Genomic DNA, 23,804 nt, shown 5'->3' on the forward strand with positions numbered 1-23,804 from the left:
CTCAAACACATGATCCCGCTCATGCTCTCCGGCACAGTGACCGGCCTTGCCCTCATCGTCGCGATTGGCGCACAGAACGCCTTCTTGCTCCGGCAGGGGATTCGTCGCGAGCACCTGGTCGAAGTCGTCCTCGTCTGCATCCTCGGAGATGTGCTCCTCATCACCGCCGGTACGGCTGGCATTGGGGTCATCGTTGAGGCGGTGCCGTGGCTGCTTGAGGTGCTTCGCTGGGCGGGCGTGCTCTACCTCATCTGGTTCGCGATCGGTTCGTTCCGAAGCGCAGCTCGGCCCGGCAAGCTCGAACCAGAGGCCCCAGCCTCACGCGGCTCGGTTGTCTTGACCGCCCTTGCGATTACCTTCCTCAACCCGCACGTCTACCTTGACACCGTGGTGCTCCTCGGCAGCCTCGCGAATCAGCACGGGCCGAGCGATCGGTGGATCTTCGCGGGAGGCGCCGTGCTCGGCAGCGTCATCTGGTTCACGTGCCTCGGCTACGGCGCGCGCCTGCTCGCCAAGGTGCTCGACAAGCCCTCCACGTGGAGAGTCGTCGATCTCGTTGTGGGAGCCGTGATGCTTGGCCTCGCGATCAAACTGGCGCTCGGCCTGTAGTGGGGAGGAGACCCTAGCGATAGTGCTCGGTGTACTCGAGCTTTGCGCCGCGCTTCACGCGAGGCTTCGGCATGCGAGCAAAGCGAAGCTGCGAGGAACGACCGAACACCGTGCGGGCAATCCCTGACTCGACGCGGTCCTTGCCCCCAAGCACTTCGGCGATGCGGCGCTTGATCGAGCGTGCGACGATCAGCGAGTCAATCGACCAGGCAATCGCGTACACCGCCATGAAGCCGTAAAGGATGAACGCCTTCGTCGGGTCAACAAACATCTGCACGATGACGACCAGGAACATCGCTGGCAGGAGCGCCTCGCCGACATTGAAACGAGCGTCCACCACATCGCGCGTGAAGCGCTTCTGCGGGCCGCGATCTTGCGGGCGAAGGTACTTGTCATCGCCACGCGCCATACCGTCGCGCTGTTCCTCCTGAAGCTTGCGTGCCTGCTCCCGCTGCTCGCGCTTGGCCTGCTTCCGGTCGGCCGGAACGATCGGGCGCAGGTTCTGTTGCTCGCGTTCGCGGCGGCGTGGGGTCGGGCCCTTCTTCGCCTTCGCGGTGGTCGTGGCGTCGTCCACCGGCTGTGCCTCGACACGAGCCTTCTTGGAGGTGCTTGACATGAATGCCTCTTCTAAAAAACGGGAACTCTAAGCTTAAGTCATGACCGAACAAAACCTTCCCGCCGACGACCTCGAGCGCGCGCTTCGCGACCGCGTCGAGCTCGGCATGCCTGCCACCATTGCCCGGCTTTCGGACCTCGTGCGCATTCCCTCGGTGTCGTGGGATGCCTTCGACCCCGCACACGTGCGGGCGAGCGCTGAACACGTGAAGCAGCTGCTCGAGGACACCGGACTGTTCCCGAAGGTCGAGATTCACCAGCACGAAGACGCTGAGGGCCGCCTCGGCCAGCCTGGCCTTGTGGCCCACCGCCCGGCACGCGAGGGTTTCCCGACGGTGACCCTCTACGCTCACCACGACGTGCAGCCGGAAGGCAACCCGGAGAGCTGGAACACCCCGCCGTACGAGCCGACGATCATCGGTGACCGCCTCTACGGGCGCGGCTCGAGCGACGACAAGGCAGGCGTGCTCTCGCACATTGCTGCCCTCGAAGCCCTCCGCGATGTGCTCGGTGAAGACTTCGGTCTCGGCATCAACGTGTTCATCGAGGGTGAAGAAGAAAACGGTTCGCGCAGCTTCGCGCCGTTCCTTGCCGCCCACGCTGACGAGCTCCGCGCCGACGCGATCATCGTCGCCGACTCCGACAACCCCGACACCGAGACGCCCGGCCTCACCGTCGCGCTTCGCGGCAACATCACCTTCGACATCACGGTTCGTACCCTCGAGCACGCCTGGCACTCGGGCATGTTCGGTGGCGCCGTGCCGGATGCCATGCTCGCGATGATCCGACTGCTCAACAGCTTCTGGAGCGAAGACGGTTCGGTCGCAGTCGAAGGCCTCATTACGCACAACGCCGAGGTCGAAGCCCGCAGCGAAGACGAGTTCCGCAAGGAAGCTGAGCTGCTCGATGGTGTCCGGCTCATCAGCAGCGGCCCCGTGGATGCTCGCCTCTGGTACCAGCCGTCCATCACGGTGACCGGAATCGACGCACCCACCGTGGCGAACGCCTCGAACACGCTGAGCTCCGAGATCAAGGTCCACGTCTCCTGCCGTATTGCCCCCGGCCAGGACGTTGATGCTGCAGCTGAGGCGCTTGAGCGTCACGTACGCGAGCACGCTCCCTTCGGCGCACACGTTGAGGTCTCGAACCTCGACAAGGGCAACGCCTTCCTCGTGGACGTCGACGGCCCGGCGGCCCAGCTCATGCTCGCCTCGATGCGTGACGCGTGGGAGACGGAGCCGGCTAAGACCGGTATCGGTGGTTCAATCCCGTTCATCGCGGACTTCGTACGTGAATTCCCAGACGCGGAGATCCTCGTGACGGGTATCGAAGACCCGCAGACGATGGCGCACAGCCCGAACGAGTCGCAGCACCTTGGTGTGCTCCGCCGTGCCATCCTCGCGGAGGCGCTCTTCCTTGCTCGCTATCAACGCGGGGAAGCGGCACGCTAAGTCATCGGGAATACTGCATGCTCGGGTGACGTTGTCATCGACAACTGCCCTTGGTGCGCCATCACACTTTCAGGAGAATCATGACCACAACCGCTCTCGACGGCATCGCCCTCACCGAGGCGACGCACACGGTGCGTATCACCCAGAACGCCGCCGACAAGGTGAAGAGTCTGCTTGCTCAGGAAGGTCGCGACGACCTGCGTCTGCGCATTGCAGTGCAGCCGGGTGGATGCAGTGGACTCATCTACCAGCTGTACTTCGACGAGCGCGAGCTCGACGGCGACGCCAAGATGGACTTCGACGGTGTCGAGGTCATCGTGGACCCGATGAGCGTGCCGTACCTCGACGGTGCCACGATCGACTTCGAGGACACGATCCAGAAGCAGGGCTTCACGATCGACAACCCGAGCGCGACCGGATCCTGCGCCTGCGGAGACTCGTTCCACTGACGCGCAGCAGTCGCAAAAACCAACAAATCACATTCTGCAGTGTCGATATAGGGGCCAAATTTGCCCCGGACGCGCCACCCAAGATCCCCGTTGTTCCCCGGAATGACGGGGATCTTGGCGTCTTGGCGGTGGTGTCGGCACGACAGCCCACACATTCCCACTACACTGTCAGGTATCCCTGTGCATGTGTTCGAAAGGTTCGTCGTGCGACAAAACCCTCGGTTCAAGTGGGCAGTGGCGCCCGTTTCGGCGGCGTTGCTGCTCGCCCTCGCTGGCTGCACCAACCAGCAGCTCAACGGCTTTATGCCCGGAGACCCCAACAACGGTGGTCCCGGCGTGACGAACCACAGCGACACGATTGCCACCTTCTGGACGAACTCCTGGATCGTCCTCATGGGCATCGGTTTCCTCGTGTGGGTGCTCATCCTCTGGGCGAGCATCGCCTACCGCCGTCGCCGCGGCGAAAAGGGCCTCCCGCACCAGCTGCGCTATCACATGCCGATCGAGATCCTCTTCACCGTGATCCCGGTTATCCTCGTTGGTGGCTTCTTCGCCTTCACCGCCCGTGAGCAGGCCAAGGTGGAGCACAACTTCGCGCAGGACGAAGTTGACGTCCACATCGAGGTCTACGGCAAGCAGTGGGCTTGGGACTTCAACTACCTCCCCGTTGAGGGCAGCGAGTACGACGGCGGCGTCTACTACGAAGGCGTTCAGGCCGTTCCCGCAGCTGGCGCAACCAACGGCGAGATTGACACTGACAAGCTCCCCAAGCTCTACCTCCCGGTTGGCGCGAACGCACAGATCGACCTCAAGTCGCGCGACGTCGCGCACTCCTTCTGGGTGGTCGACTTCCTCTACAAGGAAGACACGATCCCCGGCAAGACGAACACGATGTCGATCGTTGCCGAGCGCGAGGGCGTCTACATGGGCAAGTGCGCCGAGCTCTGCGGTGAGTACCACTCGATGATGCTCTTCGAGGTCCACGTCGTCTCGCAGGAGGAATACAACGCCTACATCCAGTCCCTGCGTGACGCTGGACAGGAAGGCGCACACGGCGACGAATACAACCGAAACACCCACCTGGAAGGCACGGACGTTCCCTCGTTCGGGCCGGAAGAACAGCACTAAGGCAGGCGAAGAACAGTGACTTCCACCGTGAACGGCCCCGAGACGCACGGACTCTCGGAGGGCAACAACGTTCCGAGCCGCACGGTTGCTCGTAAGGGCAACGTGATTGTGAACTGGCTCACCTCAACCGACCACAAGACGATCGGCTACATGTACCTGATCTCCGGGTTCACGTGGTTCTGCATCGGCGGCATCTTCGCGCTCATTATCCGCGCGCAGCTGTTCGCACCGGGTCTCGAGATCGTGGCCACCAAGGAGCAGTACAACCAGCTCTTCACGATGCACGGCACGATCATGCTCCTCATGTTCGCAACCCCGATGTTCTCGGGCTTTGCCAACGTGCTCGTTCCGCTCCAGATTGGTACCGCTGACGTCGCCTTCCCGCGACTGAACGCCTTCGCCTTCTGGCTCTACACCTTCGGCTCGCTCATCGCAGTCGGTGGCTTCCTCACCCCGAACGGTGCCGCCTCCTTCGGCTGGACTGCGTACGTGCCGCTCGCAACGCAGACCTACTCGCCGGGCATCGGTGGCAACCTCTGGGTTGCTGGTCTTGCCGCCACCGGTTTTGCGACCATCTTCGGTGCCGTGAACTTCATCACGACGATCATCACGATGCGTGCCCCGGGTATGACCATGTGGCGTATGCCGGTCTTCACCTGGAACGCACTCATCACCTCGATCCTCGTGCTCTTCTGCTTCCCGGTGCTCGCCGCAGCATGGTTCGGTCTCCTCATGGACCGCGTCTTCCTCACGCACATCTATGACGTTGAGGCTGGCGGTGCCATCCTCTACCAGCACCTGTTCTGGTTCTTCGGCCACCCCGAGGTGTACGTTCTCGCCTTGCCGTTCTTCGGTGTCGTGTCGGAAATCTTCCCGACCTTCAGCCGCAAGCCGGTCTTCGGGTACAAGACGCTCGTACTCGCCACGATCTCGATTGCAGCCCTCTCGGCTTCGGTGTGGGCACACCACATGTTCGTGACTGGTTCGGTGCTCCTGCCGTTCTTCGCCCTCATGACGATGCTCATCGCCGTTCCGACCGGTGTGAAGATCTTCAACTGGGTCGGCACGATGTGGCGCGGTTCGATCACCTTCGAAACCCCGATGCTCTTCGCACTCGGCTTCCTCGTGAGCTTCGTCTTCGGTGGTCTCACCGGTGTCATCCTCGCGTCGCCGATGCTTGACTTCCACATCTCGGACACGTACTTCGTCATCGCCCACTTCCACTACGTGCTCTTCGGTACGGTCGTGTTCGCGATGTTCGCAGGTTTCTACTTCTGGTGGCCGAAGTTCACCGGCAAGATGCTCAACGAGCGTCTTGGCAAGATCCACTTCTGGATCCTCTTCATCGGCTTCCACATGACCTTCCTCATCCAGCACTGGCTCGGCGTCATGGGCATGCCCCGCCGTTACGCCACGTACCAGCCTGAGGATGACTACGCCTGGATGAACCAGCTCTCGACGATCGGTGCAGCTGTGCTCGCCGTGTCGATGATTCCGTTCCTCCTCAACGTGCTCATCACGGCGCTCAACGCGCCGAAGGTCACGGTCAACGACCCGTGGGGCTACGGTTCCTCGCTCGAGTGGGCAACTAGTTGCCCGCCGCCGCGCCACAACTTCACCTCGATCCCGCGCATCCGTTCGGAGCGTCCGGCCTTCGACCTCAACCATCCGGAGGCAGCCCTCCCGGTTGGACAGGGTCCGCTCAAGGATGCTCCTGACGCTCCGGTGCTCGAGCAGACGACCGGAAAGGTGGCATAAACTCCTATGTCCTTCCTCCAGAAGATGCTCTACACCCTCGTGGTGTTCTACATCATCGTCGGTGTCGCGTACACCGCGTGGACGGCCAACTACGAGACCGGCATTGAATGGGTCGGTGTTGTGACCCTCTTCCTCATGGCTGTGTTCACCGCCTTCGTAGGCTTCTACCTCGGCGTTGAGAACAAGCCGTTCAAGAAGAACCTGCTTCCGGAAGACCGCCTCGACGCGGAGATCGCTGACGCTGACTACGAGCTCGGCTTCTTCTCGCCGTGGAGCTGGTGGCCCATCGCGCTCGCAGCAGTCATCGGTGTTGTGCTCATCGGTGTCGCTGTCGGCTGGTGGATCGTGTTCTTCGCCGCGCCGCTGCTGCTCATCGGCATCGTCGGCTGGGTGTTCGAGTACTACCGCGGTACCTTCCAGCACTAAGCAAACAGCATGACGTGGGCCCCTCCAAGTTTTGGAGGGACCCACGTTCGTGTCTGCGCTGTGCACCACGCTGTAAGGAACGTCATCGAATGGCGATAGGGTGAGCGCTATGGACACTGATCGAGAACTCCTGCGGCGTCGCCTCATCGCGACGGGCCTCGTCGCACCGCAGGCGGTGAGTGTGCACGATGCCGTGCGTCGACTTGCTTGCATGCAGGGGCAGGATCTTCGCGGCGTGATGACCTCCATCGCACTGCGTGTCCCGGGCAGTTCGAAGGCGGATGTCGTGGATGCCATGAATCGCGGCGTCATCGTGCGTGGCTACCCGATGCGGACCACTGTGTTCGCGCTCTCCGCAACCGATCTGCCGTGGATGGGGGAGTTGCTGCGACCGAGCTTTGCGCGTGAGCTCGAACGTCGCCGGAGCCAGCTCGGGACAAGTGCCGAGGAGATCGCTCGTGCCGGCGACATCGCGCTTGAAGGCATCGCTGCATCAATGCAGGGAGGCCCGCGGCCAGGGCTCACGCGTGCTGAGCTCGCGGAGGCGTGGCGAGCAGCTGGACTCGATGCCACTGGGCCGAAGGTGTACCACTTCCTCGTGAACCTCATGATCGAGGGGCTGCTTGCCTACGGTCCGTGGGATGCCGAGCAGCGTGAGCAGCGCGTCATTGCGCAGGAGAGTTGGCTGCCAAGCGGCAACACGATCGCGGATCGTTTCGGCGGAGACCGAAGCGCAGCGATCACTGAGTGGCTCCGCCGATATCTCATCTCGCATGGCCCGGCGACACTCCGAGACTTTGCTTGGTGGACAAAGCTTGGCCTTGCCGAGATTCGGAGTGCCCTTCCGGCGGCAGTTGAGGAACTCGTGGAGCTCGAGATCGAGGGGGAGCGGGCATGGGTTTCACCGGAGGTGATGGACGCTGCAGACGACGTCCTGCGAGCCGCCGAGCGCAGCTTCCTCCTGCCGGGCTTTGACGAGATTGTCCTCGGCTACAAGGACCGCGGATACCTCCTCACTCCGGAGGAACATCGTCAGGTGGTGCCCGGTAACAACGGCGTCTTTCGCGGGCTCGCGATTGATCGACTTCGTCCGCTCGCGACGTGGAAGCGCCTGCCGCGTGCAGCGGGGGAGAAGCTCGAGCTCACGCCGCTGGTGACGGCATCCATTTCACAGCGGGCAGAGCGCGACCTGGAACGGACCTTCGCCAAGTTGCCGCGCTAGGGCTAAGACAGCTCATCACTCGTCAACGCCCGGAACAGATCGAGAAGACGTTGCTGTTGCTCAGAAGAGAGGGGCGAGAGCAGTTCATGTTCAGTTCGGATGTGGTGGGGGAAAGCCTCATGAAGGACGCGTGCGCCCTCGGCTGTCAGCCTAATGATGAACCCGCGTCCGTCCAGCTGGTGAAGTGAACGACTCACGTATCCCTTCTGCTCCAGGCGCTTCAGCCGCCCGGTCAGGCCCGACTTGGACACAAGAAGTTCGCGAGACAGAGTCGTTGGGGACATGCCCTGGTCCTGTCGCGCGAGAGTCGCCATCACATCAAAGTCCCCTTCGACAAGGCCGTGGCGTTGATGCACGTGCGTCAAGCTCTGGTGCGCACGCTGCGTGAAACGAGCCAGCAGGATGAAGAACTCCATGGCATCGACATCTTGGTGGGCAGTTTCGCTCCACTGCTCGAGTCGTTGGCGGAGGTCCTTCGAGGGGTCTGAATCCATGATCTCAGTTTAAGCCAAACTAGTTCGTTCGCGTACTATGTTGTTCGTTAGCGAACGAAATGGGGAATGATGATCCTGACGAAGCACGAAACGCTTGGCACAGATAAGAGCGGGGTGCGAATGCAACTCATCGCAGATGCGTCGCAGACTGGGGGGCACAGCTACACTGCAACGCGTTTTTCTGGCCAGCGATGAACCAGGCGCCTCTCCGCACGTACATGCCTATTCGTTTGAAGCGTTCTTTCTTCAGAGCGGCAGCATGTTCTTCTTGGAAGGGGAGTGCATCAAAGAAGTGCGCGCGGGTGATGTGGTGCTCGTCCCGCCTGGCGTGCATCACGCATTTGCGGCAGGGCCGTGCGGTGCTGAGGCGAATATCGTGCTCACTCCAGGGGTAGAGCGGTTTGACTACTTCCGGCTGCTTGCTGAGGTCATGGAAGGTCGACGGCCTGTGGGACAGCTCAAAGAGGCTGGCTACATCTATGACAACGTGCTGGTTGAATCAGCGACTTGGGAGCATTTCTTGCTGGATCACGCCATCACGGGGGAACGTACAGAGCAGATGTGACGCAACGAGAAGGGCGGGGACCGAAACGAGCGTTTCGGTCCCCGCCCTTGTGCTGGAGCGGCCGCTTAGTGGTGGCCGTGCTCCTCAGCCTTCGCGAGCTCCGTCGTCGTGACGGGCTCGATGCGGTCCTCGAAGAACCAGCGCGAGAGTGCGGCACGACGACGCATGCGGCCAGTGATCTTGCCTTCAGCATTCGGGCGGAGGACGATCGGCGCGTAGTCGTTGTACGACACGAGGTGCCAGCGTTCTTCCTCGGTGAGCGGAACGTGGACTTCCTGGAACTCACCGTGCGGGAGGCGGATGACGCGACCCGACTCAATACCGTGCAGCGCGAGCGTGCGGTCCTTCTTGGTGAGCGCAATGCAGATGCGCTTCGTGATCCAGAAGCCGATGATCGGGCCGAGGATGAGGTTGAGCTGGAGGAAGTGGATCACGTGCTCCATCGCCATCCCGAAGTGGGTGGAGATGAGGTCCGAGCTCGCCGCAGCCCAGAGGGTTGCGTAGAAGATCATGCCGGCCACACCGATACCAGTGCGGGTCGGAGCGTTGCGCGGACGGTCGAGCAGGTGGTGCTCGCGCTGGTCACCCGTCACCCATGCCTCCCAGAAGGGGTAGAACATGACGGCGACGATGAAGAGCACGAGGACGAGCAGCGGCAGCAGGATCGCCCAGGTGAGCGTCACGCCGGGGAAGTGCCACTCGAGGCCCGGGGGCACGAGACGAAGAGCACCGTCGGCGAAGCCGATGTACCAGTCAGGCTGCGTACCTGCCGAAACCGGCGAGGGGTCGTAGGGGCCGTAGTTCCAGATCGGGTTGATGGCGAACATCGACGCGATGAAGAAGATGATGCCGAGGATGAGGAACATGAAGCCGACAGCCTTCGCCGCGAACACCGGGAGAACGGGGTTGCCGACGACGTTCTGCTGCGTACGGCCGGGGCCAGGCCACTGCGTGTGCTTGTGAATCACCATGAGGACCATGTGGAGCGCGATGAAGAGGATCACGAGCGCGGGGAGGATCATGATGTGGAGCGAGTAGAGGCGTCCGACGATCTCGGTGCCCGGGAACTCGCCACCGAAGAGGAGGAACGAGATCCAGGTACCGATGAGCGGGATGCCCTTGATCATGCCGTCGATGATGCGAAGACCGTTACCCGAGAGGAGGTCGTCGGGGAGCGAGTAGCCGGTGAAGCCTTCACCCATGGCGAGGATGAAGAGGACGAAACCGATCACCCAGTTGAGCTCACGCGGCTTGCGGAATGCACCGGTGAAGAACACGCGGAGCATGTGCATGCCGATCGACGCGACGAAGAGCAGTGCAGCCCAGTGGTGTACCTGGCGCATGAGCAGGCCACCGCGGACGTCGAAGGAGATGTCGAGCGTGGACTGCATCGCCACCGACATCGGGACGCCCTTGAGCGGGATGTACGAGCCCTCGTAGACGGTGTGCGCCATCGACGGGTCGAAGAAGAAGGTGAGGAAGGTGCCCGAGAGCAGGATGGCGACGAAGCTGTAGAGCGCCACCTCACCGAGCATGAACGACCAGTGGTCGGGGAAGATCTTGCGGCCGAACTCCTTGACGGCACCCGAGAGACTCGTGCGGTCGTCGAGGTAGCCAGCGGCCGAGGCGATGAAGCCGCCTTCGCGGACCGGAGCCGCGATCGTGGTCGAAGTCGCAGTGCTAGGCATTCGGACGCTCCCAGAAGGTCGGGCCGACAGGCTCAGTGAAGTCACTCTGCGCAACGAGGTAGCCCTCGTCGTCGACGGTGATCGGCAGCTGCGGCAGCGGGCGGCCAGCAGGTCCGAAGATCACCTTGCAGTGTTCGGTGACGTCGAACTGCGACTGGTGGCAGGGGCACAGGAGGTGGTGGGTCTCGCGTTCGTAGAGTGCGACGGGGCAGCCCACGTGCGTGCAGACCTTCGAGTACGCGACGATGCCGTCATACGACCAGCTAGCGCGCTCCGGGCGCTCCTTGAGGTCTTCCTGGGGAAGACGCATGAGGAGGACAACAGCCTTGGCCTTCTCTTCGAGCATGCCGTGCTCGAGGTCGACGAGGCCGTCCGGGATGACGTGGAACGCCGAACCGATGGTGACGTCCGATGCCTTAATCGGAGCACCGCTCGGGTCGTGCACGAGACGAACACCCTTGTCCCACATGGTCTGCTTGAGCAGCTTCACTGGGTTTTCGTTGTTGCCGTTGTAGAGGTCGCGCAGGAGCACGATGCCCGGCAGCGGGAGGGCAACGAGTGCACCGATGAGGGTGTTGCGAAGCAGGGTGCGACGGCCGAAGCCCGACTCCTCATTCGCCTGAGCGAAGATCTCAACCGCGCGGCGACGCGTTGCGGGGGAGCCCGCGACGTCGTGGCGCATCTCGACCATCTCGTGGTCCTTCATGAGGTACTTCGCCCATGCGACGGTACCCAGACCGATCGCGAGCATCGCGAGGGCGATGCCGAGGCCGAGGAACATCGTCGTCCAGCGGACGGAGGTGATGTCCTCGCGGTTGATCGGCCAGATGAAGTACGCGGCGATGGCAAACACGCTGGCAAGCAGCGAGACCACGAAGAGCGTGACGATGACGCGCTCGGCCGCCTTCTCCTTCGTGGGGTCCTTGTCGGTGACGCGGTCGCGGTGCTCAGGAAGTCCCGGGTTTTCGAAGGCGTCGTCGGTGACGATCGCGGAGCCCGGGCTTACCGTGCGTGCCGACGAATGGGCGGTACGCACAACCGCGCCCTGTTCGTCTTCAGCCATGGGGTTCCCTTTCTGGGTTATTTCGAGGAGGTGTGGTGTGTCGCTGGCGCGCAGGAGTCGCCAGTTAGTTCGGGCGCGTGGTCAACCAGACAGCGGTTGCAACGCTGGCGCCGATACCGAAGATCCAGATGAAGAGACCTTCAGAAACCGGGCCGAGCGAGCCGAGAGGCTGACCAGCCACACCACCCGAGACATGGGTCTGGTACTGGAGAGCGGTGATGATGTCGCGCTTGTCCTCGGGGGAGAGGTTGGCGTCGTTGAAGACCGGCATGTTCTGCGGGCCCGTAATCATCGCTTCGTAGATGTGCACCGGCTCAACGGTCTGGAGCTCAGGAGCGAACTTGCCTTCCGTGAGTGCACCACCGGCGCCGGCAACGTTGTGGCACATGGCGCAGTTGATACGGAAGATCTCGGCACCGCGTGCAGCGTCGCCCTTCGCGTCGAGGTACTTGGCGTCGGGGATAGCCGGGCCAGGTGCGAGCGAGGCGACGTATGCAGCGAGCTGCTTGGTCTGCTCGTCCGAGAACTGGGTCGGCTTCGAGGGGGCCTGGGCGGCGTTGGACTGCATCGGCATGCGGCCGGTGCCAACCTGGAAGTCAACCGATGCTGCACCGACACCGACGAGGCTCGGGCCAGCCTCGGTGCCGACTGCGTCAATGCCGTGGCAGGTGGCGCAGTTTGAGTTGAAGAGCGTCTCGCCCTCGGAGATCATCTGCGGCGAGGAGAGATCGGTCTCAGCCTGCGCCGAAGTGGCGGAGTCGAGGGCTGCGTACGACCCACCAGTGACGAGCAGGGCAAGGCCGAGCAGGACGGTTGTCGCCAGCGGGCTGCGACGGCGTGCGGCTGCTGACTTCCGAGTCTGACGGGGCTTCTTGAACATGCAATGGCTCCTTGGTCGGACTAGGAGATGAACGGGAGGAGGTAGATGACGAAGAAGAGGCCTACCCACACGACGTCAACGAAGTGCCAGTAGTACGACACAACGATGGCGTTGGTGGCCTCGGTGTGGCTCATGCGACGCACAGCGTAGATGCGGCCGATCACCATGAGGAAGGCGATGAGACCACCCGTGACGTGCAGACCGTGGAAGCCGGTCGTCATGTAGAACGAGCTCGTGAACGCGTTGAGGTTGAGGACGTAGCCCTCAGACACGAGCGTGGCGTACTCCCACACCTGGCCGCCGATGAAGATCGCGCCAAGGATGAAGGTGAGGTAGAACCACTCGACAACGCCCCACTTGGTGATGGACTTGCCCGTCGCGCGGGCCTGTCCGCGCTCAGCGGCGAAGACGCCGAACTGGCACGTGAAGGACGACGACACGAGGATGAGCGTGTTGATCGTCGCGAACGGGATGTTGAGCGTGTCGTGGCCTGCGGTGAACTGTTCAGGGGCCATGGCTCGGAGGGTGAAGTAGATCGCGAACAGACCCGCGAAGAACATGACCTCAGAGCCGAGCCACACGATGACGCCAATGGCAGTCGTGTTTGGCCGGTGGACAGAGTGCACGGCAGGAGAAGGGGTTGCAGCAGTCACCCGTCTATTATGACCGATTTCACAGCTTCCCGGGACCAACCCCCTCCGCGTGCCACGTTCGTCAGATGTCTTCACGTGGTGATTTCCCGGAATGTTGCGCTTTACGCTGGGCCTATGACGGCTGAACGCACTTGGAGTCACCTGCTCGAAACGCTGCTCGCGGGGCGCGATCTCACTGTGTCTGAGGCGACGTGGGCAATGAAGCTCATCATGTCCGGCGAAGTGTCTGAGGCGCGTTTGGCTGCGTTCCTCATTGCGCTGCGTGCCAAGGGCGAGACGGTTGAGGAGGTCATTGGGTTCCGCGATGCCATCCTCGACGCGGCTGAACCGGTCAATCTGAGCCCTTGGGGTCTCGACATCGTGGGCACCGGCGGCGACATGGTGGGGACTGTCAACGTGTCGACCATGTCGGCCATGGTGTGTGCCGCATCCGGTATCCCGGTGATGAAGCACGGCGGCCGTGCGGCGAGCGCCCGCTCCGGTTCCTCGGACGTGCTGACCGCACTTGGGGCACGCCACACCTCCGAGCCGGCGGAGGTCGAGCGCATCCTCAATGAGACGGGTCTCACATTCTTGTACGCGTCCCTCTTCCACCCTGGATTCCGCCACGCGGCACCGGTCCGGAAGGATCTAGGGATCTCGACGGTGTTCAACTTCCTCGGGCCACTCACGAACCCTGCTCGCCCCGAGGCGAGCGCCGTGGGTGTCGCGAAGGAGTCTGCGATCCCGGTCATCACGGGTGTGTTCCGCACGCGAGGTGCGACGGCGCTTGTATTCCGTGGCGACGACGGCCTCGACGAGCTCACGGTGACCGGCTATTCGTCCGTCTGGGAAGTCTCGAACGGCGCCGTCACCGAACACGATCTGCACCCCCGCGACGTTGGACTCGGCACGTACGAGATGTCCGAACTGCTCGGTGGAACGCCGGAAGAGAATGCTGCGATTGCCCGCGAGGTCCTGGCTGGAGGCGGCAAGGAGGCAGTCCGGGACATCGTCCTGCTCAACTCGGCCGCCGGTATGGTCGCGTACGACCTCGCCAAGCATCCGGAGCTCGCAGAGCGTCCGCTTCGACACCGCTTGACCGAGCGCATCGAGACGGCCCGGGAGATCATTTCGAGTGGCAAGGCGATCGAGCAGCTTGATCGCTGGGTCGCTGCAACCCAGGCAGGCGCCGGCGACGTCGCATCCGTCTAAAGGAGTGGGGGTCGAGGTCCATGTCCTCGACCCCCACTGTCGTCGGGTGGTTACTTCACGTCATCGTCGACCCAGTCGAGGGTCTTCGAGACAGCCTTCTTCCAGTTGCGGTAGAGACGTCCACGTTCCTCGTCATCGAGCGAGGGTGACCAGCGCTGATCTTCCTGCCAGTTTTGACGAACCTCGTCGAGGTTCTTCCAATAGCCGACTGCGAGACCCGCTGCGTAGGCGGCACCGAGGGCCGTGGTTTCGGTCACCTTCGGGCGGACGACATCCACACCGAGAATGTCGGCCTGGAACTGCATGAGGGTGTCGTTTGCGGTCATGCCGCCGTCGACACGCAGCTCGGTGAGGGGCAGGCCAGAGTCAGCGTCGGATGCTTCGAGCACGTCGCGGGTCTGGTACGCCGTCGATTCAAGCGCAGCACGTGCGATGTGGTGCTTGTTCACGAAGCGCGTGAGGCCAACGATGGCGCCGCGCGCGTCAGGGCGCCAGTACGGGGCATACAGGCCAGAGAACGCCGGCACGATGTAGCAGCCGCCGTTGTCGTCCACCTTGAGCGCGAGCTCCTCGACCTCGGGCGCGCTCGAGAACATGGAGAGGTTGTCGCGCAGCCACTGTACGAGCGAACCGGTCACTGCGATCGATCCCTCGAGGGCGTAGACGGGCTTGCTGTCGCCGATCTGGTAGCAGACCGTTGTGAGGAGACCGTTCTCGCTCATGACGATGTCCTCACCCGTGTTGTAAATGAGGAAGGACCCGGTGCCGTAGGTGTTCTTCGCGGCACCCTTCTCGAACGCGGCCTGGCCGAAGGTCGCGGCCTGCTGGTCACCGAGGATGCCCGCGACCGGCACCTCACGCAGCAGCGAGTGTCCTTCCACCGTGCCGTACACCTCAGAGGAGGACTTGATCTCAGGCAGCATTGAGCGGGGGATACCGAAGGCCTCGAGAATCTCGTCGTCCCAGTCGAGGGTCTTGAGGTCCATGAAGAGGGTGCGGGATGCGTTCGTCACGTCCGTGGCGTGCACGCCACCGTTGACGCCGCCCGTGAGATTCCAGAGCACCCAGGTGTCGGTCGTGCCAAAGAGGAGGTCACCAGCTTCGGCCTGTTCGCGAGCGCCTTCGACGTTTTCGAGGATCCAGACGATCTTCGTGCCAGCGAAGTAGGTGTTGATGGGAAGCCCGACGCGGTCACGGAAGCGCTCCACGCCGCCGACTTCGGCGAGGCGGTCCACGATCGACTGCGTGCGGGTGTCCTGCCAGACGATGGCGTTGTAAACAGGCTTTCCGGTGTGCTTGTTCCACACGACCGTCGTCTCGCGCTGGTTGGTGATGCCGACCGCTTCGATCTGGTGACGCGTAATGTTCGCGCGGGAGAGGGCTTGGCCAATCACCTCACGGGTGTTGCCCCAGATCTCCATCGGATCGTGTTCGACCCAGCCTGCGTGGGGAAAGAACTGCTCATGCTCGAGCTGACCGGTCGAGATGATCGAACCCTGCTTGTCGAACACGATGGCACGCGTGGAAGTGGTGCCCTGATCGATTGCGATGACGTACTTCTCCACGTCTCGACTCCTTCGTCAGTTGCGCCGGGAAGCCGGCTTGGTAGCGCGGCAACGATGCCGTGCAGGATTTGATAACAGTAGCGGGGCCAGCTCCGAGTGGAACTGGCCCCGCATGTGTGTCGCGTGTGCTCGTTTAGAGGGTGATGCCGGGGAGGATCGCGGCACCGACGAGACCGGCGACGAGACCACCGATCATCGGGCCAACCACAGGCACCCACGAGTAGGCCCAGTCGCTGGCACCCTTGCCGCGAATGGGGAGGATGGCGTGCGCGATGCGCGGGCCGAGGTCACGAGCCGGGTTGATGGCGTAGCCGGTTGGGCCACCGAGCGAGGCACCAATCGCGACCACGACGAGGGCAACGGCAAGCGGTGCGAGGTTGCCGAGCGAGGTGAGCTCGCCGCCAGCCGGGTTCGGGGCCGTCATCGCGCCGAAGTTCTTGAAGGAAATGACGGACAGGACGAGGACGAAGGTAGCGACAGCCTCGGTGACGACGTTCCAGCCGAACGAGCGCGTCTGCGGGCCCGTGGCGAAGACGCCGAGTTTGTTGGCGGCCTCCGGTTCGTCGTCAAAGTGGGTCTTGTACGACGCCCAGACGATGATCGCACCGATGATTGCGCCGATCATTTGGGCGGCGAAGCGGACGCCCATGTCCGCGAAGTCGATCGCTTCACCCTTCATGGCGCCGTCGACGGCGAGACCGAGCGTGACGGCCGGGTTGATGTGGCCGCCCGACGCAGCCGAAGTGAGGACACCGACGAAGACGGCGAGGCCCCAGCCGATGTTGACCATGAGGAAGCCGCCGTTGTGGCCCTTCGTGCCGCTCAGAGCGACGTTGGCGACAACACCGCAACCAAGAATGATGAGTAGGGCCATACCGACCAGCTCAGAGAGGAAAATCGTTCCCAACATGCGTGCCTTTCAAGCAGGACGGGACGCGGGGAGCATCCCGTGGGTTCAGGCTGAACCGGCATAGCGTAACCAGTTCGGTGATGTCACTCGACTGTGAGCGCGTACCGTCTCAGCTTCGTGACTGTGTGACGCCCGGATCGGCCTGTGACACTCCCGGGCCGCTAGAGTTTCGGCATGTTTTCCGAGTTGCCGCCGCGAGAAAATGCTGAGCGCGCCGTGAGAATTGGCGATCCTGCCGGAATCCACCTGCGCGTGGCCGCCGAACTTGCGGCAATCGCTGAGCGAAGCGGCTGCGAGGCGACGCTCAACGAGTGTGAGCTTCGCCGCGCGATCCGCATTGTGGCGCTGGGAATCCGGTACGGCGACGTCGTGACGCTGCGCGTGTGCGGGCCTCGCGCCGAGGGCATGCTCGAGGAGCTTCGCCACGTGCTCGAGGGGGAACGCTGAGGCGTCTGCCAAATCGAGAAGGTAACTATGCCATCTCGGATCAGTCATTTCCTTCTAGAAACGCTCAGGCTCTGCCCTGATCGCCCCCTTAGCCTCGAATGTGTTCGCAGATCCCTGCTGCGAAACCTGCGGCATCACGCTGCTGAGTCCCCGAACGTAAGGAAACAACCTTGCTTGAACTCGCAACGACCACGACGCTCGCTGCCGGCGACCAGGCCTTCAGCGGCCTCGGCTGGCTTTCCTGGATCATCGTCGGCATCCTCGCGGGTGCTCTCGCGAAGCTCATCCTCCCTGGCAAGCAGGGCGGCGGCTGCCTCTCGACGCTCGTCTTCGGCATCATCGGCGCGATCGTCGGTGGCCTCATTGCGGGTCTCATCTTCCCCGGCGACAACGCCTGGGGACTCTGGAACCCGCTCATGTGGGTGTTCTCGACCCTCGGCGCCATCCTCGTGCTCCTCGTGTGGGGCTTCCTCACGAAGAAGCGCGGTGGCACGGACACCAACAACACCCCGCGCGTCTAACCCCGACGACGCAACGACGAAGGTCTCCGCTCCGGCGGGGGCCTTCGTCGTTGCTGCTTTGGCCTCGTACACTCACGGTGTGATTGTTCCCCGCCGCTCTGCCGCCTCGTCTTCCCGCCGATCGCGTGACCGCGATGACGCCAACCAAGTGCTCTGGTCAGAGCTTCGGCCCCCGCTCAAGGCGCTCGCGCTCCGGTGGTTCCTCACGCTCGGCTGCGTGGGTGTCGTCGCTGGCGTCCTCTTCTTTGTGTTCACGCCGGAGGGACAGCTGGCGTGGCTTGCGAGTGGCGCGCTCATGGGCATCGTCGGCTGGGCGATCTTCCTCATGGCAATCCTGAGCGCAGGATTCCTTGCGCTCGGCATTGGCCGCACCGTGAACGGCGGCCTTCGCCGTGTCTCAAAGTCGGGCATCTGGCCGATCGTCGTTGCCGAGGCAGCAACGGCTGCCGCAGGTGCGACGGCTGCGGCAGCCATTCTCGCGATGAATTCGAGCGACGTCATGCGCGTGCTCTTTTCGACGTTCGCGCTAACGTTCCTCTTTACCTGGGCGGTCGTTTGGCCCCCGACGGTGCAGCGCTTCGCCGAGCTCACCGGCGAGGGAAATTAGGCTGTCGGCATGGCTCTTGATCTCACCACGCTCCTGGAACTTGAACGCCAGCTCGCTCACGCAACGAACGGGGACCCCTATCGGGAGATCCTCGCGCCGCATGCACGCGTTGTAGTCCCGGGATTTGTGCTCGATCGGGAGAACTGCGCCATGGCTATGGACGCGTCGCCCGGTTGGGACCGCGTCGACTTCGAGAACGAGCAGCTCGTTCGTATCAACAGCGATGCCGCGGCACTCGTCTACCGCTTCACCGGGCTGCGCGGCGACGACCGCTACATCGCCGACATGGTCTCCTGCTACGTCGACACCTCCGAAGGTCCCCGCCTCGTGACCCATCAGCACACCATGCACTGGGAGGGCGTCGAGCTCGAGGTCTAGAGCTCGCGCGGCGCGTTGACTATCGCCGGTACGATTTCTCCGTGAGCGAGATCGAGACAGACACGACCACGACATCCACCTGGAGCGAGCGGTTCTTCGCACTCCGAGCACGGGGGAGTGATTGGGGCCGCGAGATCCGCGGTGGCCTCGTCACCTTCGTGACGATCTCCTACATTCTCGTCCTGAACCCGCTCATCATCGGTGGCGACTCGAGCGCGGATGTCACGGGACACACGCTCGACCAGCTGCAGGTCGCCTCCGCGACGGCGCTCGCCGCAGGAGTCCTCACGATCGCCTTTGGTCTCGTTGCAAACCTGCCCTTCGCGCTCGCCTCAGGCCTTGGCGTGAACTCCTTCCTCGCCGTGTCGATGGTGCGCGAGGTCACCTGGCCGGAGGCGATGGGGCTTGTTGCGATCAACGGTGTCATCATCGTCATCCTGGGGGCGACGGGTGCCCGAACGGCAATCTTCCATGCCATCCCGGCTGCGCTGAAATCGGCGATCACCGTGGGTATTGGCTTGTTTATTGCGTTCATCGGCCTTGTCGATTCCGGATTCGTGACGCGAACCGAGGGTGGTCCGCCGGTGCAGCTTGGCATCGGCGGTTCGATCGCGACCGTGCCGACCCTCGTCTTCGTCGTCACCCTCATCGTCATCGGTGTACTCGTAGCGCGACGTGTCCCAGGCGCCATCCTCATCGGCATCGCCGTCGGCACCGTCATTGCACTCATCGCCGAAGGTGTGCTTCACCTTGGCCCGAGCATCGAGAACCCGGACGGATGGCACCTCACCGTGCCAGCCCTGCCCGAAACGATCGTCGCCCTGCCTGACTTCTCGCTCGTGGGCGCGATCGACCCTTTCGGCGCTTTCATTCGACTCGGCCCGCTCGGGGCGAGCATGCTGCTCCTCACGCTCGTGTTCATGAACTTTTTCGACGCGATGGGCGCGATGACGGGCCTTGCGAAGAACGCGGGTCTCGCGAACGACGACAGCACATTCCCGCGCATGCGCCAGGCGTTCATCATGGAGGGTCTTGGCGCCGTTGTTGGTGGCGCTACGAGTTCGTCCTCCAACACCGTCTTCGTTGACTCGGCGGCAGGCATCGGAGAGGGCGCACGCACGGGCCTCGCTTCGGTCGTGACCGGTGTGCTCTTCCTCCTCGCCATCTTCTTCACGCCCCTTGCGCTCGTCGTGCCGCTCGAGGTGGGCGCGGCAGCCCTTGTCGTGGTCGGGGCCATGATGATGGCCCAGGTTTCCGACATCGACTGGGGTGACTTTGCGACGGCGCTCCCGGCATTCCTCACGATCGCGGCCATGCCGCTCACGTACTCGATTGCAAACGGCATCGGTATCGGCTTCATCGCGTGGGTCCTCATCCACGCGGCCGCTGGCCGCGCGAAGCAGGTCAACTGGCTGATGTGGGTTGTCGCGGCGGGCTTCGTGCTGTTCTTCGGGCGCGGGCCACTCGAGGTGATCCTTGGTTAGTTCAGCCAGCACCTGAACGACGTGTGCCTGCCGCAGAGGATGCGGCAGGCACACGTCGTTTCCGTCTCGAGACGAGGCACACAACGGGCATCATCTCAAGGGCCGGACTACACCTGGATGCGTGAGCCGAGCTCAATCGTCCGCTCGCTCGGGAGGCGGAAGTGCTTCGACGGCGACGAAGCGGTCCGGGTGAGCAGCACGAAGAGCGCGCGCCGGAAGCCGCGGATGCCAGGTGTGCGGATCGCCTCAATGTCGAGGTGCGAGAGCAGGTAGTGGGCGCGGCTTACATCCAGCTCCGGCATGTTGAGACGCTCTGAGGCACGCTGCAGCGCCATCGGCACGTCCCGCGTCTGAAAGAACCCGAAGCGGAGCGTCACGCCGATGATGCCGGGAGGGGCCGTGGGGAAGTGGCGGATTGTCACGCACTCTTCTTCGTCCACGTGCGGCACGTGAATCGTCCTCACCTGCACGAGGATGACCTGCTCGTGAAGCACCTTATTGAGCGACAAGTTCTGACGGAGCGCGAGCGGGACGCTGCGGTCACTCGCGTGCGGGAACACGATCGTGCCAGGGCAGCGGATTGGCTCGCGGCCCTCCTGCGTGAGCGCCTCGAGGAAGTCGGAGAGCGTGCCCTCAATGATTTCGCGGCGACGCGTCACCTCACGACGTCCTGCCTGCCAGGTCGTCATGATGAAGAGCATGACGCCACCAATGGCGAGCGGGAGCCAACCACCGATGAAGATCTTGGCGAGGTTTGCGATGAAGTACGTGGCCTCAAAGCTCAGGATGACACCGCCGAAGCCGATGACGAGCGGCCACGGCCACATCCAGATCTTGCGTGCAAAGACGCAGAACAGGAGCGTCTCGAGGGCGAGCGTCGTCGTGACGGCGAGACCGTAGGCACTCGCGAGTGCGACGGAGTTCTGGAAGATGAGGACGATCGCGGCGACGCACACGAAGAGCACACCCGTGACGACCGGGATCGTGATCTGGCCGGCCTCGTGACGCGAGGTCTGCTTCACATCGAGCGACGGTAGGTAGCCAAGACGCATTGCCTGGCGCGCCACCGAGTAGGCACCAGAAATCACCGCCTGCGAAGCAATGACGGTGGCCATCGTCGCAAGGATGACGAGCGGCAGCACCGTCCAGGAGGGGCCCATGTTGAAAAACGGGTTCGAGATGGTTTCCGGGTGCGCGAGCACCATGGCGCCCTGGCCGAGGTAGCAAATGGTGAGGGCAGGCCAGATGTAGCAGAGCCACGCGAGCTGGATCGGGCGGCGACCGAAGTGGCCGACATCCGCGTAGAGCGCTTCAGCACCCGTCACCGAAAGCACGACCGCGCCCATGGCGATAAACGCGATGAACGGCTCAGCGAAGATGAACTTCCACGAATGGTAGGGGGAGAGCGCCACGAGGATCCCCGGGTTCTCGAGGATGTGCGGCAGGCCGAGCGCGGCAAGCACACCGAACCAGCAGAACATGATCGGGCCGAAGGCGCGGCCAACGACGCTCGTGCCGTACTTCTGCGAGGCAAAGAGCACGATGAGAATCGTGAGCGCGATCGGGACGATGATGTGTGGGAAGTCAGGGTAGGCGACTTCAATACCTTCCACCGCGGAGAGCACCGAGATAGCGGGCGTGATGACGCTGTCGCCGAAGAACAGGCTCGCGCCGATGAGACCGGCCGCAGCGGCAAGCTTGGACGCTCGCGGACGAGTCGTGAACTGTCGGCGGACCATAGCGGTGAGCGAGAGGATGCCACCCTCGCCGTCGTTGTCGGCTCGAATCACGAAGGTGACGTACTTCACCGTCACGATCATCGTGATCGACCAGAACACGAGCGAGATGATGCCGTAGACATGCTCGGGTGTGGGCTGGACGGTATTGTGCTCGGCAGAGAACACCGTCTGCAACGAGTACAGCGGACTCGTACCGATGTCGCCAAAGACGACGCCGAGGGCTGCAAGGGTGAGCGCCGCGGTGGACTGTCCACCGCGGCGCGCCTTGGCCTTGCGTTGAGCTGCGACCGTGAGCGGTCGCGTGAGGGGGTTAGTGAGCTTCACTAGTTTCCTGAGGGGGTTGCTCCGTGCTCGAATCCTTCGCTCACATAATGGGCGTAGAGATCCTGCCACGAACGCTGCAGTTCTGCGGCATCGAGCTGTTTTGCCAGGCGGGCGACACGCTCGTGCCAGGTGGCGGCGCTGCGGGCGGCTTCGTTCTCGTTGGCGAAGGCATTGATGAGGACAAAGTCGGTCGTCCCATCAATGGGGGTCATAAGGATGCGTACTTCGTCGTTCGGCGTCGTGAACGCAATTCGCTTGCCGGGCGCGTAGTCCGTGATGACACCCTTCGTGACCTTGCCGTCACTTGCGGTGAGAGTTACGTCGCCGCCTTCGTGAGGCTCGTAGTCAACGGTCTCACCGATCCAGGACGAAAGTCCTTCCGGAGTGAGTGCGGCCTCCCACACCATGGCGGTGCGGTGGGGAATGCGGGCGATGAATTCAATCGCCGCGTGGCCGCCGAGCGAGATTCGACGAACAGTGCGCATGGTGGCTACTCCTGGTACTCAGAGGTGCCGAGTCAAATAGGCCCGGCGGTGGTCCGCAGCGCGGGCATGGGCCACCATACGCGCGACTTCCCGAAAGAGAATTGAGCGTTGAGGGAATATGCAAAGACCCCTGCGTGTTTACACGGAAGGGACACTATTCCCACGAATACGGATGATGACACGACGCGGAAGATGAGGCCTGGAAGCGAGCTTTGGTACGAACTTTGACACGTTGGACCACGTTCGTACCGCTCGGAGCGATCCTCCTGCTCGGCCTCGCGCTCGTCCTTGGCCTCAAGGACCCGGTCACGCTCACGATTGCGCTCCTCATGCTGAGTGCGTCAGTGATGGCTTCCGTGCATCACGCTGAAGTGGTCGCACATAAGGTGGGCGAGCCGTTTGGGTCGCTCATCTTGGCCGTCGCGGTGACCGTTATTGAAGTCGGCCTCATCGTGACGCTCATGTCGGGTGGAAAACCGGGCACCGAAACGCTCGCGCGAGACACTGTTTTTGCTGCCGCCATGATTACCTGCAACCTCATTGTTGGCCTTGCGCTCTTTGTCGCCACGCAGCACAAACCGGGCGGTATCGCCCGCTTCAATGCAGATGGGGCCGTTGCCGCGCTCGCCACGGTGCTCGTGCTGGCCGTCCTCACGATGGTGCTTCCGAGCCTGACGACGAGCGCCCCCGGTCCGCAGTTCACCGGCCTGCAGTTGGGCTTTGCTGCGGTCGCATCGCTCACGTTGTACGCGCTCTTTGTGACAACCCAGACCGTGCGTCACCGCAACTTCTTCCTGCCTGTTGATGAGAAGGGCGCACCGCTCGAGACAGATGAAGCCGCCGAACCGCCAAGCGGCACGGAAACGGTCGTGTCGTTGCTCCTCCTCCTTGTCGCGCTTGCGTCCGTGGTGGGGCTCTCCAAAGTGGCAACGCCCGCGATCGAAGCATCCGTGGAGTTGGCTGGTCTGCCGGAGTCATTTGTCGGTGCCATCATCGCGCTGCTTGTCCTTGCTCCCGAGACGCTTGCCGCGGTCAAGGCCGCGCGACGCGGCGAAATGCAGATCAGCCTGAACCTCGCGTACGGTTCGGCGATCGCCTCCATTGGACTCACCATTCCGGCTATCGCGATCACGACCCTCTGGAACCCGA

General features: G+C 63.1%; 25 protein-coding genes. 15 read left to right on the forward strand and 10 right to left on the reverse strand.

The annotated features are described in order from the left end of the window. The first annotated feature begins 9 nt into the window (after positions 1 to 9). On the forward strand, positions 10 to 609 hold the full coding sequence (locus ZAL01S_RS05245; protein ID WP_066080752.1) for a LysE/ArgO family amino acid transporter: 600 nt from the start codon (positions 10 to 12) through the stop codon (positions 607 to 609). 13 nt (positions 610 to 622) lie between these two features. On the opposite strand, the gene ZAL01S_RS05250 is transcribed toward ZAL01S_RS05245, so the two are convergent. Next, positions 623 to 1,225: a DUF3043 domain-containing protein gene (locus ZAL01S_RS05250; RefSeq protein WP_066080756.1), complete on the reverse strand. Its 603-nt coding sequence runs from the start codon at positions 1,223 to 1,225 to the stop codon at positions 623 to 625. A 40-nt stretch (positions 1,226 to 1,265) separates the two neighbouring features. Here ZAL01S_RS05250 and ZAL01S_RS05255 point away from each other — a divergent pair, with 40 nt between their 5' ends. From ZAL01S_RS05255 to ZAL01S_RS05280, 6 genes are all read left to right on the forward strand, one after another. Beyond that, the gene (locus ZAL01S_RS05255) at positions 1,266 to 2,675 is read left to right on the forward strand and encodes a dipeptidase (RefSeq protein WP_066080759.1); all 1,410 of its coding nucleotides are present in this window, start codon (positions 1,266 to 1,268) and stop codon (positions 2,673 to 2,675) included. A gap of 80 nt (positions 2,676 to 2,755) precedes the next feature. After that, a complete protein-coding gene (gene erpA, locus ZAL01S_RS05260) occupies positions 2,756 to 3,124 on the forward strand; it encodes an iron-sulfur cluster insertion protein ErpA (RefSeq protein WP_066080761.1) in 369 nt (122 codons plus the stop codon). Positions 3,125 to 3,328: 204 nt separating this feature from the next. Beyond that, positions 3,329 to 4,252, forward strand: a complete 924-nt coding sequence (gene ctaC / locus ZAL01S_RS05265; protein ID WP_066080763.1) for an aa3-type cytochrome oxidase subunit II — start codon at positions 3,329 to 3,331, stop codon at positions 4,250 to 4,252. A gap of 15 nt (positions 4,253 to 4,267) precedes the next feature. Continuing rightward, positions 4,268 to 6,010: an aa3-type cytochrome oxidase subunit I gene (gene ctaD, locus ZAL01S_RS05270; RefSeq protein WP_083523089.1), complete on the forward strand. Its 1,743-nt coding sequence runs from the start codon at positions 4,268 to 4,270 to the stop codon at positions 6,008 to 6,010. A gap of 6 nt (positions 6,011 to 6,016) precedes the next feature. Further along, positions 6,017 to 6,436, forward strand: coding sequence for a cytochrome c oxidase subunit 4 (locus ZAL01S_RS05275; protein WP_241179890.1), 420 nt, complete (start codon positions 6,017 to 6,019; stop codon positions 6,434 to 6,436). Positions 6,437 to 6,545: 109 nt separating this feature from the next. Then, complete coding sequence (locus tag ZAL01S_RS05280; RefSeq protein WP_066080771.1) at positions 6,546 to 7,658, forward strand: winged helix DNA-binding domain-containing protein; 1,113 nt, start codon at positions 6,546 to 6,548, stop codon at positions 7,656 to 7,658. 2 nt (positions 7,659 to 7,660) lie between these two features. Here the strand turns inward: ZAL01S_RS05280 and ZAL01S_RS05285 are convergent, their stop codons facing one another. Then, complete coding sequence (locus ZAL01S_RS05285; protein ID WP_066080773.1) at positions 7,661 to 8,152, reverse strand: MarR family winged helix-turn-helix transcriptional regulator; 492 nt, start codon at positions 8,150 to 8,152, stop codon at positions 7,661 to 7,663. 136 nt (positions 8,153 to 8,288) lie between these two features. Here ZAL01S_RS05285 and ZAL01S_RS05290 point away from each other — a divergent pair, with 136 nt between their 5' ends. Continuing rightward, entirely contained in the window at positions 8,289 to 8,717 is a 429-nt protein-coding gene (locus tag ZAL01S_RS05290; protein ID WP_083523090.1) for a cupin domain-containing protein, read from the forward strand. 65 nt (positions 8,718 to 8,782) lie between these two features. On the opposite strand, the gene qcrB is transcribed toward ZAL01S_RS05290, so the two are convergent. The 4 genes from qcrB to ctaE all read right to left on the reverse strand — a co-directional run bounded on the left by qcrB (position 8,783) and on the right by ctaE (position 13,001). Next, positions 8,783 to 10,405: a cytochrome bc1 complex cytochrome b subunit gene (gene qcrB, locus ZAL01S_RS05295; RefSeq protein ID WP_066080776.1), complete on the reverse strand. Its 1,623-nt coding sequence runs from the start codon at positions 10,403 to 10,405 to the stop codon at positions 8,783 to 8,785. Continuing rightward, positions 10,398 to 11,468 carry a cytochrome bc1 complex Rieske iron-sulfur subunit gene (gene qcrA / locus ZAL01S_RS05300; protein ID WP_066080779.1) on the reverse strand — a complete coding sequence of 357 codons (1,071 nt, stop codon included), beginning with the start codon at positions 11,466 to 11,468 and terminating at the stop codon, positions 10,398 to 10,400. Before qcrA ends, qcrB begins: the two co-directional genes overlap by 8 nt. A gap of 64 nt (positions 11,469 to 11,532) precedes the next feature. Beyond that, positions 11,533 to 12,348, reverse strand: coding sequence for a cytochrome bc1 complex diheme cytochrome c subunit (gene qcrC, locus ZAL01S_RS05305; protein WP_066080782.1), 816 nt, complete (start codon positions 12,346 to 12,348; stop codon positions 11,533 to 11,535). Positions 12,349 to 12,368: 20 nt separating this feature from the next. Next, positions 12,369 to 13,001 (reverse strand): aa3-type cytochrome oxidase subunit III, encoded by a 633-nt coding sequence (ctaE, locus tag ZAL01S_RS05310; RefSeq protein ID WP_066080784.1) that lies wholly within the window; start codon positions 12,999 to 13,001, stop codon positions 12,369 to 12,371. A 114-nt stretch (positions 13,002 to 13,115) separates the two neighbouring features. On the opposite strand from ctaE, the gene trpD reads away from it, so the two are divergent. Further along, positions 13,116 to 14,195, forward strand: coding sequence for an anthranilate phosphoribosyltransferase (gene trpD, locus ZAL01S_RS05315; RefSeq protein ID WP_066080787.1), 1,080 nt, complete (start codon positions 13,116 to 13,118; stop codon positions 14,193 to 14,195). A gap of 50 nt (positions 14,196 to 14,245) precedes the next feature. Here trpD and glpK read toward each other — a convergent pair whose 3' ends face one another. Both glpK and ZAL01S_RS05325 read right to left on the reverse strand, forming a co-directional pair. Further along, the gene (gene glpK, locus ZAL01S_RS05320; protein ID WP_066080789.1) at positions 14,246 to 15,760 is read right to left on the reverse strand and encodes a glycerol kinase GlpK; all 1,515 of its coding nucleotides are present in this window, start codon (positions 15,758 to 15,760) and stop codon (positions 14,246 to 14,248) included. Between the two features lie 133 nt (positions 15,761 to 15,893). Beyond that, the gene (locus ZAL01S_RS05325) at positions 15,894 to 16,670 is read right to left on the reverse strand and encodes an MIP/aquaporin family protein (protein ID WP_066080792.1); all 777 of its coding nucleotides are present in this window, start codon (positions 16,668 to 16,670) and stop codon (positions 15,894 to 15,896) included. 174 nt (positions 16,671 to 16,844) lie between these two features. On the opposite strand from ZAL01S_RS05325, the gene ZAL01S_RS05330 reads away from it, so the two are divergent. The 5 genes from ZAL01S_RS05330 to ZAL01S_RS05350 all read left to right on the forward strand — a co-directional run bounded on the left by ZAL01S_RS05330 (position 16,845) and on the right by ZAL01S_RS05350 (position 20,107). Beyond that, positions 16,845 to 17,117 (forward strand): HPr family phosphocarrier protein, encoded by a 273-nt coding sequence (locus ZAL01S_RS05330; protein WP_083523091.1) that lies wholly within the window; start codon positions 16,845 to 16,847, stop codon positions 17,115 to 17,117. A gap of 170 nt (positions 17,118 to 17,287) precedes the next feature. Beyond that, on the forward strand, positions 17,288 to 17,638 hold the full coding sequence (locus ZAL01S_RS05335; RefSeq protein ID WP_083523092.1) for a GlsB/YeaQ/YmgE family stress response membrane protein: 351 nt from the start codon (positions 17,288 to 17,290) through the stop codon (positions 17,636 to 17,638). A gap of 79 nt (positions 17,639 to 17,717) precedes the next feature. Beyond that, on the forward strand, positions 17,718 to 18,245 hold the full coding sequence (locus ZAL01S_RS05340) for a hypothetical protein (RefSeq protein ID WP_159421599.1): 528 nt from the start codon (positions 17,718 to 17,720) through the stop codon (positions 18,243 to 18,245). Positions 18,246 to 18,254: 9 nt separating this feature from the next. Further along, the gene (locus tag ZAL01S_RS10295; protein ID WP_066080800.1) at positions 18,255 to 18,623 is read left to right on the forward strand and encodes a hypothetical protein; all 369 of its coding nucleotides are present in this window, start codon (positions 18,255 to 18,257) and stop codon (positions 18,621 to 18,623) included. Between the two features lie 41 nt (positions 18,624 to 18,664). After that, positions 18,665 to 20,107 carry an NCS2 family permease gene (locus tag ZAL01S_RS05350; RefSeq protein ID WP_066080805.1) on the forward strand — a complete coding sequence of 481 codons (1,443 nt, stop codon included), beginning with the start codon at positions 18,665 to 18,667 and terminating at the stop codon, positions 20,105 to 20,107. A 107-nt stretch (positions 20,108 to 20,214) separates the two neighbouring features. On the opposite strand, the gene ZAL01S_RS05355 is transcribed toward ZAL01S_RS05350, so the two are convergent. Then, positions 20,215 to 22,170 carry a potassium transporter Kup gene (locus ZAL01S_RS05355; protein WP_083523093.1) on the reverse strand — a complete coding sequence of 652 codons (1,956 nt, stop codon included), beginning with the start codon at positions 22,168 to 22,170 and terminating at the stop codon, positions 20,215 to 20,217. Next, positions 22,170 to 22,655: an SRPBCC domain-containing protein gene (locus ZAL01S_RS05360; RefSeq protein ID WP_066080808.1), complete on the reverse strand. Its 486-nt coding sequence runs from the start codon at positions 22,653 to 22,655 to the stop codon at positions 22,170 to 22,172. The genes ZAL01S_RS05355 and ZAL01S_RS05360 overlap by 1 nt, the downstream gene beginning before the upstream one ends. A 224-nt stretch (positions 22,656 to 22,879) precedes the next feature. On the opposite strand from ZAL01S_RS05360, the gene ZAL01S_RS05365 reads away from it, so the two are divergent. Beyond that, the coding region (locus ZAL01S_RS05365; protein WP_066080811.1) for a calcium:proton antiporter at positions 22,880 to 23,804 on the forward strand (925 nt) is incomplete at its 3' end.

This window comes from [Zimmermannella] alba NBRC 15616 (assembly GCF_001570905.1).
Classification (GTDB): domain Bacteria; phylum Actinomycetota; class Actinomycetes; order Actinomycetales; family Microbacteriaceae; genus Pseudoclavibacter; species Pseudoclavibacter albus.

Coding starts and splice junctions, on each gene's coding strand:
- erpA (WP_066080761.1), top strand. CDS start 2,756: ATGACCACAACCGCTCTCGACGGCATCGCCCTCACCGAGGCGACGCAC.
- qcrA (WP_066080779.1), bottom strand. CDS start 11,468: ATGGCTGAAGACGAACAGGGCGCGGTTGTGCGTACCGCCCATTCGTCG.
- ZAL01S_RS05280 (WP_066080771.1), top strand. CDS start 6,546: ATGGACACTGATCGAGAACTCCTGCGGCGTCGCCTCATCGCGACGGGC.
- ZAL01S_RS10295 (WP_066080800.1), top strand. CDS start 18,255: ATGGCTCTTGATCTCACCACGCTCCTGGAACTTGAACGCCAGCTCGCT.
- ZAL01S_RS05290 (WP_083523090.1), top strand. CDS start 8,289: ATGCGTCGCAGACTGGGGGGCACAGCTACACTGCAACGCGTTTTTCTG.
- ZAL01S_RS05285 (WP_066080773.1), bottom strand. CDS start 8,152: ATGGATTCAGACCCCTCGAAGGACCTCCGCCAACGACTCGAGCAGTGG.
- ZAL01S_RS05360 (WP_066080808.1), bottom strand. CDS start 22,655: ATGCGCACTGTTCGTCGAATCTCGCTCGGCGGCCACGCGGCGATTGAA.
- ZAL01S_RS05275 (WP_241179890.1), top strand. CDS start 6,017: ATGTCCTTCCTCCAGAAGATGCTCTACACCCTCGTGGTGTTCTACATC.
- qcrC (WP_066080782.1), bottom strand. CDS start 12,348: ATGTTCAAGAAGCCCCGTCAGACTCGGAAGTCAGCAGCCGCACGCCGT.
- ZAL01S_RS05325 (WP_066080792.1), bottom strand. CDS start 16,670: ATGTTGGGAACGATTTTCCTCTCTGAGCTGGTCGGTATGGCCCTACTC.
- ZAL01S_RS05255 (WP_066080759.1), top strand. CDS start 1,266: ATGACCGAACAAAACCTTCCCGCCGACGACCTCGAGCGCGCGCTTCGC.
- ZAL01S_RS05245 (WP_066080752.1), top strand. CDS start 10: ATGATCCCGCTCATGCTCTCCGGCACAGTGACCGGCCTTGCCCTCATC.
- ZAL01S_RS05330 (WP_083523091.1), top strand. CDS start 16,845: ATGTTTTCCGAGTTGCCGCCGCGAGAAAATGCTGAGCGCGCCGTGAGA.
- trpD (WP_066080787.1), top strand. CDS start 13,116: ATGACGGCTGAACGCACTTGGAGTCACCTGCTCGAAACGCTGCTCGCG.
- qcrB (WP_066080776.1), bottom strand. CDS start 10,405: ATGCCTAGCACTGCGACTTCGACCACGATCGCGGCTCCGGTCCGCGAA.
- ZAL01S_RS05250 (WP_066080756.1), bottom strand. CDS start 1,225: ATGTCAAGCACCTCCAAGAAGGCTCGTGTCGAGGCACAGCCGGTGGAC.